Origin of the sequence: Falsiroseomonas selenitidurans (assembly GCF_012103215.1) — a bacterium.
GTDB classification, from domain to species: domain Bacteria; phylum Pseudomonadota; class Alphaproteobacteria; order Acetobacterales; family Acetobacteraceae; genus Falsiroseomonas; species Falsiroseomonas selenitidurans.
Map to the genome: position 1 here is coordinate 1 of NZ_JAAVNE010000083.1, position 13,702 is coordinate 13,702.

The 13,702-nt window shown below is 70.4% G+C and carries 14 protein-coding genes; 7 read left to right on the plus strand and 7 right to left on the minus strand.

Translation table 11 applies throughout. The features are described 5' to 3' along the window. Positions 1-267: 267 nt before the first annotated feature. From HEQ75_RS26375 to HEQ75_RS26400, 6 genes are read right to left on the minus strand one after another with little or no spacing between them, the layout of a single operon-like run. Positions 268-1,128, minus strand: coding sequence for a ParB/RepB/Spo0J family partition protein (locus tag HEQ75_RS26375; RefSeq protein WP_168035110.1), 861 nt, complete (start codon positions 1,126-1,128; stop codon positions 268-270). After that, a complete protein-coding gene (locus HEQ75_RS26380; protein ID WP_209318791.1) occupies positions 1,125-1,940 on the minus strand; it encodes a ParA family protein in 816 nt (271 codons plus the stop codon). The genes HEQ75_RS26375 and HEQ75_RS26380 overlap by 4 nt, the downstream gene beginning before the upstream one ends. Further along, positions 1,921-2,559 carry a 16S rRNA (guanine(527)-N(7))-methyltransferase RsmG gene (gene rsmG, locus HEQ75_RS26385; protein WP_328734957.1) on the minus strand — a complete coding sequence of 213 codons (639 nt, stop codon included), beginning with the start codon at positions 2,557-2,559 and terminating at the stop codon, positions 1,921-1,923. The genes HEQ75_RS26380 and rsmG overlap by 20 nt, the downstream gene beginning before the upstream one ends. A gap of 10 nt (positions 2,560-2,569) precedes the next feature. After that, a complete protein-coding gene (gene mnmG / locus HEQ75_RS26390) occupies positions 2,570-4,441 on the minus strand; it encodes a tRNA uridine-5-carboxymethylaminomethyl(34) synthesis enzyme MnmG (RefSeq protein WP_168035111.1) in 1,872 nt (623 codons plus the stop codon). A gap of 19 nt (positions 4,442-4,460) precedes the next feature. Continuing rightward, positions 4,461-5,816 (minus strand): tRNA uridine-5-carboxymethylaminomethyl(34) synthesis GTPase MnmE, encoded by a 1,356-nt coding sequence (gene mnmE / locus HEQ75_RS26395; RefSeq protein WP_407925910.1) that lies wholly within the window; start codon positions 5,814-5,816, stop codon positions 4,461-4,463. Between the two features lie 57 nt (positions 5,817-5,873). Next, the gene (locus HEQ75_RS26400) at positions 5,874-6,254 is read right to left on the minus strand and encodes a (2Fe-2S) ferredoxin domain-containing protein (protein WP_235962142.1); all 381 of its coding nucleotides are present in this window, start codon (positions 6,252-6,254) and stop codon (positions 5,874-5,876) included. Between the two features lie 141 nt (positions 6,255-6,395). Between HEQ75_RS26400 and HEQ75_RS26405 the strand changes: the two genes are divergently transcribed. The 7 genes from HEQ75_RS26405 (at position 6,396) to rho (ending at position 13,248) form a co-directional block, all read left to right on the plus strand. Then, positions 6,396-6,896, plus strand: coding sequence for a methylated-DNA--[protein]-cysteine S-methyltransferase (locus tag HEQ75_RS26405; protein WP_168035113.1), 501 nt, complete (start codon positions 6,396-6,398; stop codon positions 6,894-6,896). After that, the gene (locus tag HEQ75_RS26410; protein ID WP_168035114.1) at positions 6,893-7,864 is read left to right on the plus strand and encodes a quinone oxidoreductase family protein; all 972 of its coding nucleotides are present in this window, start codon (positions 6,893-6,895) and stop codon (positions 7,862-7,864) included. Before HEQ75_RS26405 ends, HEQ75_RS26410 begins: the two co-directional genes overlap by 4 nt. A 149-nt stretch (positions 7,865-8,013) precedes the next feature. Continuing rightward, positions 8,014-9,171, plus strand: coding sequence for a beta-glucosidase (locus tag HEQ75_RS26415; protein WP_328734961.1), 1,158 nt, complete (start codon positions 8,014-8,016; stop codon positions 9,169-9,171). A gap of 146 nt (positions 9,172-9,317) precedes the next feature. Beyond that, the gene (gene hemH / locus HEQ75_RS26420) at positions 9,318-10,484 is read left to right on the plus strand and encodes a ferrochelatase (protein WP_168035115.1); all 1,167 of its coding nucleotides are present in this window, start codon (positions 9,318-9,320) and stop codon (positions 10,482-10,484) included. Beyond that, entirely contained in the window at positions 10,481-11,158 is a 678-nt protein-coding gene (locus HEQ75_RS26425) for an HAD family hydrolase (RefSeq protein WP_168035116.1), read from the plus strand. Before hemH ends, HEQ75_RS26425 begins: the two co-directional genes overlap by 4 nt. Then, a complete protein-coding gene (gene hemJ, locus HEQ75_RS26430; RefSeq protein ID WP_168035117.1) occupies positions 11,155-11,607 on the plus strand; it encodes a protoporphyrinogen oxidase HemJ in 453 nt (150 codons plus the stop codon). Before HEQ75_RS26425 ends, hemJ begins: the two co-directional genes overlap by 4 nt. A 366-nt stretch (positions 11,608-11,973) precedes the next feature. After that, positions 11,974-13,248 carry a transcription termination factor Rho gene (gene rho / locus HEQ75_RS26435; RefSeq protein WP_168035118.1) on the plus strand — a complete coding sequence of 425 codons (1,275 nt, stop codon included), beginning with the start codon at positions 11,974-11,976 and terminating at the stop codon, positions 13,246-13,248. On the opposite strand, the gene HEQ75_RS26440 is transcribed toward rho, so the two are convergent. After that, positions 13,245-13,511: a hypothetical protein gene (locus HEQ75_RS26440; protein WP_168035119.1), complete on the minus strand. Its 267-nt coding sequence runs from the start codon at positions 13,509-13,511 to the stop codon at positions 13,245-13,247. The two genes, rho and HEQ75_RS26440, sit on opposite strands and share 4 nt — an antisense overlap. Between the last annotated feature and the right edge of the window lie 191 nt (positions 13,512-13,702).

Consider the following 13,702-nt stretch of genomic DNA (forward strand, 5'->3'; position numbering starts at 1 on the left):
CCTGCTGCGACGCATGGAACTGGCTCATCGCACAGCCAGAACAGATCACCACCATCGCATCGCGTGCATACGCACAGGTCAGAACATGACACCGGGCGTATCAGTCATGCTGCCGGCGGCGTTCATGCCGATCCTCCCGTCCGGGACGGGCCATTCTTGCCAGGATGGCGCGGCCGGTCGAGGGGGCGATGCGCGCCGACCCGCGGCGGTTCAGGGCAAGCCGGCGGGGCCTGGGTCGGGCCAGGGCAAGGCGTGGGCGAGCGGGGCTCAGCCGCCGCCGGTCAGCAGGCGGACCAGGCCATCGAGCTGGTCCAGATCCTTGTAGCGGATGGTGACCTCGCCGCCGCGGCCCTGGTGGCGGACCAGCACCTGCAGGCCAAGCCGTTCCGTCAGGTCGCGCTCCAGCGCCCGGGTTTCCGGGTCCTGCGGGCGCGGCGGGCTCGAATCGGGGCGCGGCTTGGCGGTGACCAGGGCCTCCGTCTGCCGTACATTCAGCCCGCGCGCGACGACCTGCGCCGCCAGCCTCCCGGGATCAGGTGCGCCGATCAAGGCCCGGGCATGGCCGGCCGAGAGCACGCCATTGCGCAGCAGGTCGCGCACCGGGGCGGGCAGGGTGAGCAGCCGCAGCGTGTTGGCGACATGGCTGCGCGACTTGCCGACCGACTGGCCGAGGGCTTCCTGCGTCACGCCGAATTCGTCCAGGAGCCGCCGGTAGCCTTCCGCCTCCTCCAGCGCATTCAGGTCCTGGCGCTGGAGGTTTTCCACCAGACCGGCAGCCATCGCCTCGCGATCACCCAGGTCCCGCACGACGACGGGCACCTCATGCAGCTGGGCTTCCTGCGCCGCGCGCCAGCGGCGTTCGCCGCCGATGATCTCGTAGCTGCCAGGCTCGCCGGGCTTCGGGCGCACCAGGATGGGCTGCAGGATGCCGTGCTCTCGGATGGAATTCGCCAGTTCCTCCAGGCTGTTGCGATCCATGCCGCCGCGCGGCTGGAAGGGGCCGGGCTCCAGCGCCTCCACCGGTACGTTGCGCAGCGATTCGTTGGAGGTCGGTGTTGGCGCGTCCGGGATCAGGGCGGAGAGGCCGCGGCCGAGGCGGGAGGCGGGTTTGCGGGTTGTGGTGCTCATGACGCGCGAATCCGCGCACGCTCCCGTTTGAGGAATTCAGCGGCGAGCTTGACATAGGCCTGCGCGCCGGGTGAGCGGAAATCGTAGAGCAGGACGGGCAGGCCGTGGGAAGGGGCCTCGCTGACGCGGACGTTGCGCGGGATCACGCACTCATAGACCTTGTCCTTGAAGAAGCCGCGGACATCGTTCGCAACCAGTTCCGAGAGGTTGTTCCGGCGGTCCACCATGGTCAGCACGATGCCATCCAGCCGCAGGCGCGGATTGAGGGCACGACGGACGCGGTCGATCGTGCGGGTGATCTGGCTGATGCCTTCCAGCGCGAAGAATTCCGTCTGCAAGGGCACCAGCACGCCGTCGGCGGCGACGAGCGCGTTCAGCGTGATCAGGCCCAGCGAGGGCGGGCAGTCCAGGAAGACATAGTCGAAGGTGGCGAGCGTTCCCCTTGCCTCGGCCAGGATGGTGGCCAGGCGTCGCTCGCGATCCTCCAGCCCCACCAGCTCGATCTCGGCGCCGGCCAGATCGGGGTCGGCAGGCACGATGAAAAGGCCCGGCGCGGGGGTCGGGCGGATCAGCTCCGCCAATTGTCGGCCTTCAACCAGGAGGGCGTAGCTGCCGGCTGCCCGATCCTGGCGCATGACGCCGAGACCGGTGGAGGCGTTGCCCTGCGGGTCGAGGTCCAGCAGCAGCACCTTGTGGTCGGCCGCGAGCGCGGTGGCCAGGTTGATGGCGGTGGTGGTCTTGCCAACGCCGCCCTTCTGGTTCGCGAAGGCAAGGATCCTGGGCGCCACGCCGTCAGGCCTGAGGCTGGACATGGCGGATATCGGACAGGTGGAGCAGCGTGGCGTCGGGATCGGTCTGGCTGGGGTGGCGCGACAGGGTGAAGGACCAGGTGCGCTGCGCCGCGCTGATTTCCTCCGCCGCGCCACGGCCCTTCGGAAAGAGGGCGATGCCGCCAGGGGCAAGCAGCCGCGCGGCATGGGCCAGCAGTGCGTCGAGCGGCGCCAGGGCGCGGGCGGTCACGGCGGCCAGGGGCGGGAGCTTGACGGTCTCGATCCGCGTCGGATGCACCCGGACATGGGGCAGTACCAGGCGCGCTGCGGCTTCCGTGAGGAAGGCGGCCTTGCGGCGATCCGATTCGACGAGGTGCATCGGCCTTGGGCTCGCCATGGCCAGGACAAGGCCCGGCAATCCGGCACCGGAGCCAAGATCGGCCACCGGGCCATCGCCCCGCGGCAATAGGGGGAGGAGTTGGAGGCAATCCTGCACATGCCGTTCGCGCAGCTGCGCCTCTGTCGCGCGTCCGACCAGGTTGATCCGGCCGTTCCAGCGCAGCAGGAGTTCGACATAGGCAGCGAGCCGCGCAGCCAGCTCCGGGGGGAGGGACGGCGCGGCCGGGGAGGGGGATTCGGGGGTGGGGTGGGGGTGTTTCACGTGAAACACCCTATAGCGGCTCCGCCACGCCGCGTCGAAGGTGGATGGCCAGGGCCGCGACGGCCGCTGGCGTGATGCCCGGGATACGGCCGGCGCTGCCGAGGCTTTCGGGCTGTGCGCGAGCGAGGCGCTGCTGCATTTCCGCCGAGAGACCCGGGATGCCACGGAAGTCGAGGCCCGGGGCGATCACCACCTGCTCCTCGCGCTGCAGCATGCGCCGCTCCGCTTCCTGCCGCCGAAGATGCGGTGCGTAGAACGCTTCGGCTTCCACCTGCTGGATGACGGCGCGCGGCAGCTCGGCGAGCCAGGGGAAGGCGAGGGCGGCGAGGTCCGGCGTCACCTCCGGCAGTGCCAGGACCTCGAAGGCGGATCGGCGGCGGCCGTCCTGGCGGATGGGCACGCCGGCCAGCGCGATGTCGTGCGGGGTCGCCAGATCCTCCGCCGCCCGTAGCAGCGCTGCTGCAACGGACTGCGCAAAGGCCGCCTGCCGCGCGGCGCGATGCGGCCCGATGCAGCCCCAGGCGAGACCCTGGCCGGTCAGCCGCAGCCCTGCATTATCCGCCCGGAGGCTGAGCCGATGCTCCGCGCGGGCGGTGAGCATCCGGTAGGGCTCCGAGACGCCATGGCTCACCAGATCGTCGATCATGACGCCGATATAGGCGTCGCCGCGGCCGAGGATGCGGTCCGGCGCGGTGCCGCCGCCACGACAGGCGGCGTTCAGCCCGGCCATCAGCCCCTGGGCAGCGGCTTCCTCATAGCCCGTGGTCCCGTTGATCTGCCCGGCAAGGAACAGGCCCTGGACCTGGCGCAATTCCAGGCTGCGGTGCAGGGCGCGCGGGTCAACATGGTCGTATTCGATGGCGTAGCCCGGGCGCAGGATTCGGGCCTTGGCGAGGCCCGGGATGGTGGCCAGCACGGCTTCCTGGACGGATTCGGGCAGGCTGGTGGAGATGCCGTTGGGATAGACGGTGTCGTCGTCCAGCCCTTCCGGCTCGAGGAAGATCTGGTGCCGCTCCCGCTCCGCGAAGCGGACCACCTTGTCCTCGATGGAAGGACAGTATCGCGGCCCGACGCCCTGGATCTGCCCGCCATAGACGGCGGAGCGATGCAGGTTCTCCCGGATCACCGCATGGGTGGCGGCGGTGGTCCAGGTGATGCGGCACAGGATCTGCGGGTTCGGCAGCCGGTCCGTCAGCCAGGACATCGGCTCCGGTGGATCGTCGCCGGGCTGCGGTTCCAGCGCCTCCCAGTCGATGGTGCGTCCGTCCAGGCGGGGCGGCGTCCCGGTCTTCAGCCGGGCGAGCGGCAGCCCGAGCCGGTCCAGGCTGCGCGCCAGGCCGATGGCGGGCGGGTCGCCGCGTCGTCCGGCCGGGATTCGCGTGTCACCCAGATGGATCTCGCCGCGCAGGAAGGTGCCGGTGGTCAGCACGGCCGCGCCGCAGGCGATCCGCGTGCCGGCGCCGGTGATGATGGCGCGAAGATGGCCCTCCACCACCTCCAGATCCTCCGCCGCCTCCGCCAGGATGGTGAGGTTCGGTGTCGCGGCGAGCAGGGCCTGCATGGCCTGGCGGTACAGCTTGCGGTCGGCCTGGATTCGCGGGCCGCGCACCGCCGGGCCCTTGCTGCGGTTCAGCACCTTGGCGTGGATGGCGGCGGCGTCCGCGGCGCGGGCCATCAGCCCGTCCAGGGCATCGATCTCCCGCACCAGATGGCCCTTGCCGATACCGCCGATGGCCGGGTTGCAGGACATCTCGCCGATGGTCTCGATGCGATGCGTCAGCAGCAATGTGCGCGCGCCGCAGCGGGCCGCCGCCGCCGCCGCCTCGCAGCCCGCATGGCCGCCGCCCACCACCACCACGTCGAAGGCGAGTGTTGCCGTCATGGACGGCGGTATAGGCCAATCACTTGCCGATGCAGAAGTCGCGGAACACCGCATCCAGCACCTGCTCCACCTCCACCCGCCCGGTGAGCCGGCCCAGGGCGAGCAGGGCACTGCGGAATCCCTCGGCGGCGAGTTCGGGCAGGCGAGCCTGCTCCCCCTCCTCCAGCCGCGCCAGCGCCTCGCCCAGTGCGGCGCGGTGGCGGCTGCGGGTCAGGCTTGGCGCCTCGGCCAGGCCCGCCAGCTGGATCGCCGCGCGTTCCAGCGCCGCCAGAAGCGGCCCAAGGCCGTCGCGGGTCCGCACGCTTGTCGGCAGCACGACATGGCCCGCAAGATTCTCCGGCGCCGGCAGCAGGTCGCATTTCGTGCCGATGACCAGCGCCCTCTCCGCTGCCGCCAGCGCGGCGAGTGTGGCGGCATCCGGCGGCGCACCGGCCTCGAAGGCCGCCAGCAAGAGGTCGGAACCGGCGGCCCGGTCGAGCGCGCGTCGCACCCCCTCCTGCTCGATGAGGTCGCTGGCCTCCCGCAATCCCGCCGTATCGGCCAGCGTCACCGGCACGCCAGCCAGCACCAGCCGGCACTCGACGACGTCGCGCGTCGTGCCCGGCTGGGCCGAGACGATGGCGGCGTCGCGCCCCACCAGGGCGTTGAGCAGAGAGGACTTTCCGGCATTCGGCGCCCCGACGATGGCAACGGAAACCCCCTCCCGCAGCCTTTCTCCGCGGTGCCCATCCTGCAGATGCGCGGCCATCTCCGCCCGAAGTACCGCCGCGGCCTGACGGGCGCGGGCGCCGAGATCGGTCGGCAGGTCGTCCATCTCGAACTCGATCGCCGCCTCCTGCTGTGCCAGCAGACGCGTCAGCCGCTCGCTCCAGCCGCCATACAACTGCCCCAGCGCCCCATCGGCCTGCCGGAGCGCCTGGCGGCGCTGGCCATCGGTTTCCGCGGCAACCAGATCGGCCACCGCCTCCGCCTGGGTCAGGTCCATGCGGCCGTTGAGGAAGGCGCGCCGGGTGAACTCCCCGGGCTCCGCCGGGCGCGCCCCGAGCGCGAGCAACGCCGCCTCCACCGCCGAGACCACCGCCGCTCCGCCATGCAGGTGCAACTCCCCGCAGTCCTCGCCGCTGTAGCTGGCAGGGCCGGGGAACCACAGCACCAGCGCCTGGTCCAGCACCTCGCCCGCGGCGTCGCGCAGGCGCCGCAGGCTGGCGCGCCGTGCCGGCGGCAGGCCACCCGCCAGCGCGGCCAGCAGCGCACCGCTGCCCGGCCCCGACAGGCGCAGCACCGCCACGGCCGCCTGCACCGCGCCGGAGGCGCGGGCGAAGATGGTGTCCGTCAGCCGCGCCATCGCGCGCCCTGGTCCCTCATGCGTGGGGATGTTTCACGTGAAACGCTGCGGCCACTGCCGAAGCGGGCACCAGGTGGAAGCGCGGCTTCAACCCTTTGGCGGCGGGATGTCCCGCTCGGTCAGCATCAGCGCCGGTACCCGTCCGCCCTGCACCAGATGCGTCTGCAGGATGCGGTCCACATCCTCCGGCGTCTTCGGGCTGTACCAGACGCCTTCCGGATAGATCACCAGCGCCGGGCCGAACTCGCACCGATCCAGGCACCCCGCCTGGTTCACCCGCACCCCGCCCAGCCCCAATTCCTTGGCGCGCACCTTCATGTAGTCCCGCAGCGCCTCGCTGCCGCGGGCGGCGCAGGAACCGCGTCGATGCCCGTCCGGCCGGCGGTTGCAGCAGACGAACACATGCGCCCGGAAGTAGGGCGGCGGATCCTCCGGTGCCGCTTCGGGCCGGGTTGTCGCGTCGTTCAAGCTCGCCTCCGGTCGCATCATGGCGCATTGTCTCCCACCATCTGGCCATGGGGAACCCGCTCCGCCAGGGTTCGCCGGCCAGCATCCGGCTTGACGAGCGGCCACGGAGTGTGGCGCATGGCGGGCGCCTGGACGGAAACGATGCCGCAACTCACCTGCCTCACGCCCCTCGGCGAGGTCACCGTCTCGGCCGAGGACGGCGCCATCGTCGCCCTCGACTGGGGGCGCGGCCGCGATCAGGCGGATGACGGGCTGCTGCGCCAGGCCGTGGCGCAGTTGCACGACTATTTCGACGGGCTGCGCAGCAGCTTCGACCTGCCCCTCGCGCCCCACGGCTCCGCCTTCCAGCATCGGGTCTGGGAGGCGCTTCGTGCCATCCCGCCCGGCGAAACCCGCTCCTATGGCGATCTGGCCCGCCTGCTCGGCTCCTCTGCCCGGGCGGTTGGCCAGGCCAATGGCGCCAACCCGATCCCGATCCTCATCCCCTGCCACCGCGTCGTCGGCGCGGGGGGGAGGCTCGGTGGCTATTCCGGCGGCGAGGGACCCGCCACCAAGCGCCTTCTCCTGGATCTGGAGCGGCGCGCCCACCCCGATCCCTCATTCCTCCCCCTCCCCCCAGCTCCAGGGACGATACCCCGATGAACCATGCCATCCGCGTCCACGAATATGGCGGCCCCGAGAAGATGGTGTGGGAAGAAGTGCCCCTGCCTTCCCCCAAGCCCGGCGAGGCCCTCGTCCGGCATGAGGCTGTCGGCCTGAACTACATCGACGTCTACTTCCGCACCGGCCTCTACAAGGCGCCCTCGCTGCCCGCGACCATCGGCATGGAAGCCGCCGGCGTGGTGGAATCGGTCGGCGAAGGGGTCACCAACGTCGCGCCGGGCGACCGCGTCGCCTACGCCACCGCGCCGATCGGGGCCTATGCCGAAGCCCGCACCATCAAGGCGGACCGCCTGGTGAAGGTGCCGGAGGCGATCGCCTCTCAACAGGCGGCGGCGATGATGCTGCAGGGCATGACGGCCGGCTTCCTGCTGACGCGCACCTACAAGGTACAGCCGGGTCAGACCATCCTGATCCACGCGGCGGCAGGCGGCGTCGGCCTCATCATGACGCAATGGGCCAAGCATCTCGGCTGCACCGTCATCGGCTGCGTCAGCACCGAGGAAAAGGCGGCCCTGGCCCGCGCGCATGGCGCCGACCACACGGTTATCGGGCTCGAATCCCTGCCCGCCCAGGTGAAGGAGATCACCAACGGCGCGATGCTGCCGGTGGTCTTCGACAGCGTCGGCCGCGACAGCTTCACCCCCTCGCTGGACTGCCTGGCGCCCTACGGGATGATGGTCTCCTACGGCAACGCCTCCGGCCCGGTCACCACCGATATCGGCATCCTCGCCGCCAAGGGCTCGCTGTATCTCACGCGCCCGACGCTCGCGACCTACACCGCCAAGCGTGAGGATCTGGAAGCCCATGCCGCCGCCTTGTTCGACGTGGTCGCCAAGGGCGCCGTGCAGATCCGGGTCAACCAGACCTTCCCGCTGAAGGACGCCGCGGCCGCCCACACGGCGCTGGAAGCCCGCAGGACAACGGGCAGCACCGTCCTGCTGCCCTGATCCGGGCGGGGGGCTGGTTCCGCCGGCCTCCCGCTTCGACCGTTCCCGGCCCCTATTGCAGGCCCCGGCTCGAATTTGCCACCTCTGGCGGGACATTCCGCCGCATCGCGCGTTTCGCCTGCTCCCTGGCCTTCCCCCCGGAGCACCGCGTGACCCTGCCGCCCCCGCTCTTCCGGTCCTTCTTCCTCGCCGGCTTCGAATGCTCCTCCCACCGCAACATGGCGCGCCGGCGGCTCGACATGATCGCCGCCACCCGCCACGACCTGCTGGCGCGGGAGGATTACGCCCAGCTGGCCGAGCATGGCATCCGCAGCGTCCGCGATGGGCTGCGCTGGCACCTGATCGAGACGCAGCCCGGCCGCCATGACTGGACCTCCCTCCTGCCGATGCTGCGCGCGGCAGAGGCCACGGGCACCCAGGTGATGTGGGACCTCTGCCATTATGGCTGGCCCGACGATTTGGATGTCTTCGCGCCGGCCTTCGTGGACCGCTTCGCCCGCTTCGCCGCCGCCTTCGCCCGGCTGCATGTCGAGGAGACGGGCCGCGCGCCCTTCACCTGCCCGGTGAATGAGATGTCCTTCATCGCCTTCTCCGGCGGCGACATGGCCCGGTCCTCGCCACACGCCACCGGGCGCGGCCTCGAGCTGAAGCGCAATCTGGTCCGTGCCACCGTGGCCGCCACCCGCGCGGTGCGCGCCGAGGCACCCGCCGCACGCTTCGCCTGCATCGACCCGCTGATCCACATCGTCCCGCGCCATGCCGGGGAGGCAGCGGAGGTTCGGGCCCATAACGCCAGCCAGTGGCAAGCCTGGGACATGCTGGCCGGGCGCGAAGCGCCGGAGCTGGGTGGCGCCGAGGACCTGCTGGATGTGGTTGGCGTGAACTACTATTGGAACAACCAGTGGCTGAACCATGCCGAGCCGCTCAGCGTCTTCGATTCCGCCCGCTACCGCCCCTTCCGTCACCTGCTGGCCGAAGCTGCCGCGCGCTACGCGGGCCGCCAGATCTTCGTGGCCGAGACCAGCATCGAGGGTGCCCCGCGCCCAGCCTGGCTGCGCTACGTGACGGAGGAAGCGCTCGCGGCGGCGGCGCTTGGGGTGCCGGTGGAGGGTGTCTGCCTCTACCCCGTGGTTTCCCACGACGGCTGGGACGAGGATCGCTACTGCGAGAACGGGCTGTTCGAGGCGACGCCGCTGCACGGCCGCCGCCAGGTCCATCGCCCGCTGGCGGAAGAACTGGCCCGGCTGCAGGCGATGGTGGGCCACCAGCTTATACCCCGGCCGGCGCACAGCGTGGCCCTTCCCTGAACCACACGGCCGGCGGCCGCGCTGCCCTTCCAATGGCCTCGCGGGGGGCTCCATCGGCGACGGATCGGCGAAAACCGCGCCGCAACGCAGGATCGCGCCCCCTGCGCCCTTGACCCCGGGCCGCGACGTGGCATGTCCGGGCGGTGATGGACCTCGACACCCCAACCGCGCCCGCCCCCGGCACGCGAAGCGGCCGGCCTCGGCTGGCGATCGTGCTGCTCAACCTCGGCGGGCCGGATGCACCGGAGAGCATCCGCCCCTTCCTGGTCAACCTGTTCACGGACCCGGCCATCCTGCGCGTGCCCGGCTTCATCCGCCCCTGGCTGGGCCGGCTGATCGCCTGGCGGCGCACCCGGCCGGCCACCGAGAACTATGCGATCCTCGGCGGCAAGTCGCCGCTGCTCGAACTCACCGTCCAGCAGGGCGAGGCGCTGGAAGCCCTGCTGAATGCGGATGGCACGGCGGAGGTGAAGTGCTTCACCGCCATGCGCTACTGGCACCCGATGAGCGACGAGACGGCGGCCGCGGTGAAGGCCTGGGGCCCGGACGAGGTCATCCTGCTGCCGCTCTATCCGCAGTATTCCACCACCACCACCGGCAGCAGCGCGCTCGCCTGGATCAAGGCGGCGGCCCGGGCCAGGCTGGAGGTGCCGACCACCACCATCTGCTGCTTCCACTCCCACCCCGGCTTCGCCAGCTCCACCGCCGCGATCGTCCGCGGCGCCTGGGACAGGGCGCGGGCGGAACTCGACCCGGCCATCCCGCTGCGGGTGCTGTTCAGTGCCCATGGCCTGCCGGAGAGCATCGTCACCGCCGGCGATCCCTACCAGTGGCAGGTGGAGCAGACCGTGGCCGGCGTCGTGGCGCGGCTCGACCTGCCCGGCCTCGACCATGTCGTCTGCTTCCAGTCCCGCGTCACCCCGCAGAAATGGATCGGCCCCTCCACCGAGGATGAGCTGGAACGCGCCGGCCACGACAAGGTGGCGGTGCTGGTGGTGCCCATCGCCTTCACCTCCGAACATTCGGAAACCCTGGTGGAGCTGGACGTAGAATACCGGGAGGAGGCGGAGAAGCTGGGCGTGCCCGGCTATTTCCGTTCCCCGGCGCAGAACAGCCACCCTGGTTTCATCGGCGCCCTGGCCGACCTGGTGCGCCATGGCCGGACCAGCGGGCGCACCCTCTGCTCCTTCGCCGGCCCGCGGCAATGCCCGAAGCAGCACAAGGACTGCCCCCACGCCGCCCTGGTGGCGAAGCTGGAAGCCATGCCGGGCACGCCGCCGGAACGCACCGCCCGCGCCCGCACCACCGCATGAGGCCGCCCCCGCGCCCGGCCGCCGTGCTGTTCGACTGCGACGGCGTGCTGGCGGATACCGAGGCGCTGCACAACCGCATCATGGCGGAAGAAGTCACTTCCCTGGGGTGGGAGATGGATGCGGCGGAGGCGGAGCGCCGCTTCCTCGGCCTGTCCTGGAACGACATCCAGCCGCGCATCGAGGCCCGGCTTGGCCCGGGCAGCGTGCCGGCGGATTTCCTGGACGGCATCATCCGCCGCGTGCTGCGCGGGCTGAACGAGGGGATCGACCCGATCCCGGGGGTGAAGCCCGCCCTGGCGCGGATCGTCGCCGCGGGCATTCCGGTGGCCGTCGCCAGCAACTCCTCCCGCCCCGAACTGGCGACCAAGCTGCGCGGGCTGGGCCTGGCGGAGACCTTCCGCGGTCGCGCCTTCTCCTACGATGACGTGGCCCTGCCGAAGCCGGCGCCGGACATGTACCGCGCCGCGGCGGCAGTCTGTGGCGCCGACCCGCATCACTGCGTGGTGGTGGAGGACAGCGTCACCGGCAGCCGCGCCGGCCGCGCTGCCGGCTGCCGCGTGCTGGGCTTTGCGCATGCCACGGACCCGGCCGCGCTGCTCGCGGTGGGGGCCGAACCCTTCTTCGCCATGCAGGACCTGCCGGGCCTGCTCGGCCTGACGGAGGCTGCCCTGTGACGATCGAGGCCCTGGCGCCCTTCTACCTGTGGACCAAGTCGCTCCACCTTGTGTCCGTCATCGCCTGGATGGCGGCGCTGTTCTACCTGCCGCGCCTCTATGTCTATCATTCGCAGGTCGCAGTCGGGGATGCGCGGTCGGAGTTGTTCAAGGTGATGGAACGGCGGCTGCTGAAGGCCATCATGAACCCGGCCATGGTCGCCACCTGGCTGTTCGGCCTGGCCCTGGTGCTGACCCCCGGCGCGGTGGACTGGACGGCCGGCTGGTGGCACCTGAAGTTGACCGCGGTGCTGGTGATGACCGGCTTCCACGGCGTGCTCTCCAAGGCCCAGCGGCAATTCGCCGCGGATGAGCGCCCGCGCAGCGAGCGCGGCTGGCGGATGCTGAACGAGGTGCCGACGGTGCTGATGATCGTCATCGTCGTCATGGTGATCGTGAAGCCGTTCTGACCGCACAACCCCGTCAATCGGGCTGTTTCACCGCAGGATCCATTGCGGGGTGGCTTGCAAAGCGGCGCCGAACACGCCATGTGTTCCGTGACGTTGCGCGACGAGGTTCCACCGGCTGCTGCCCGGGGCCCAGGCGCGGGACGGCAAAGCAGCCAAGCGTCGCGTCCTGCGACGTAGCTGACCTCTCCTCCTCCAGTTCTCCTGGTCGCCGCAACCCAGGCCCGTGCATCGGGATCGCGGCGCGGGAATGGCCTTCCGGATCCGCTTCCGCCCTCAGACTTGCAGATGGCAGGAGTGACCACGGCCCGAACCGAGACTCCAGGTCCGCCCGATCCCCTTCCTCGCGCACGACGGACGCGTCCGCACATGCATCTTTCCGAACTCAAGGCCAAATCCCCGGCCGACCTCCTCGCCTTCGCGGAGTCCCTCCAGGTCGAGAACGCGTCCTCGCTGCGCAAGCAGGACATCATGTTCGCCATCCTGAAGACGCTCGCGGAGAACGAACAGGCGATCTATGGCGACGGCACGCTGGAAATCCTGCCGGACGGCTTCGGCTTCCTGCGCAGCCCGCAGGCCAACTACCTGCCCGGCCCCGATGACATCTACGTCTCCCCGGCCCAGGTGCGGCGCTTCGGCCTGCGCACCGGCGACACGGTGGAAGGCCAGATCCGGGCGCCGAAGGACGGTGAACGCTACTTCGCCCTCCTCAAGGTCGACACCATCAACTTCGAGCCGCCCGAGGCGCTCAAGCACCGCATCAACTTCGACAACCTGACGCCGCTCTATCCGACGCGCCGGTTGAAGATGGAGAATCCGGAGGCCGAGGCCCAGGCCAAGGGCCCGACCAAGGACTACACCCACCGGGTGATCGACCTGGTGGCCCCCATCGGCATGGGCCAGCGCGCCCTGGTCGTGGCGCCGCCGCGCACCGGCAAGACGGTGATGCTGCAGAACATCGCCAAGTCCATCACGGCGAACCACCCCGACGTCTTCCTCATCGTCCTGCTGATCGACGAGCGCCCCGAGGAAGTCACCGACATGGCCCGCACCGTGCGCGGCGAAGTCGTGGCCTCCACCTTCGACGAGCCGGCCACTCGCCACGTGCAGGTCACGGAAATGGTGCTGGAGAAGGCCAAGCGCCTGGTCGAGCACAAGCGGGACGTGGTGATCCTGCTGGACTCCATCACCCGCCTCGGCCGCGCCTATAACTCGGTCGTGCCGTCCTCGGGCAAGGTGCTGACCGGCGGCGTGGATGCCAATGCCCTGCAGCGCCCGAAGCGCTTCTTCGGTGCGGCGCGCAACATCGAGGAAGGCGGGTCGCTGACCATCATCGCCACCGCGCTGATCGACACCGGGTCGCGCATGGACGAGGTGATCTTCGAGGAGTTCAAGGGCACCGGTAACTCCGAGCTCATCCTCGACCGCAAGCTCTCCGACAAGCGCACCTTCCCGGCGATCGACATCACCAAGTCCGGCACCCGCAAGGAAGAGCTGCTGGTGGACCGCGCGACCCTGTCCAAGATGTGGGTCCTGCGCCGCATCCTGAACCCGATGGGCACCCAGGATTCGATGGAGTTCCTGCTGGACAAGCTGAAGTACAGCAAGACCAACCAGGATTTCTTCGACGCGATGAATACTTAGTCCCGGCCGGCGGCGATGCGCGCGAGGTGCCTGCGTTCGTCGTCACTCAGGCCGTGGGCGCCGGCACAATCGGCGCCGGCGATGCGCGCTGCAAGTTCGGCGATAAGAGGGGAGAGTGTGCCTCGTGGATTGCCGAGACGCTGAAGGATTGCCCGGGCGACATGGGGCGCGCCTTCGGCTTTGCAGGCCAGGGAGCCGAGGCTGTCTGCAAGCTGCTCCGCATCAGGTGGAGTGCGCGCGCGCCAAGCGGTGGCCGCGATCACGCCTTGTGGCTCCTCGGTATCCACCAGAACCTGCAGCCGCCCTTCTGCTGCGGTCCGGAGGCGGCCGGCCGGAATGGCGGCAAGCCAGGACTAATACGCCCGGCGTCCTGCAGTGACTCATGAGTGTTCCCACGGTCACGGCGAGTGTGATTCGCTGTCCTTCGTGCTTGGCGAGGGGGCGGCAATGGTGG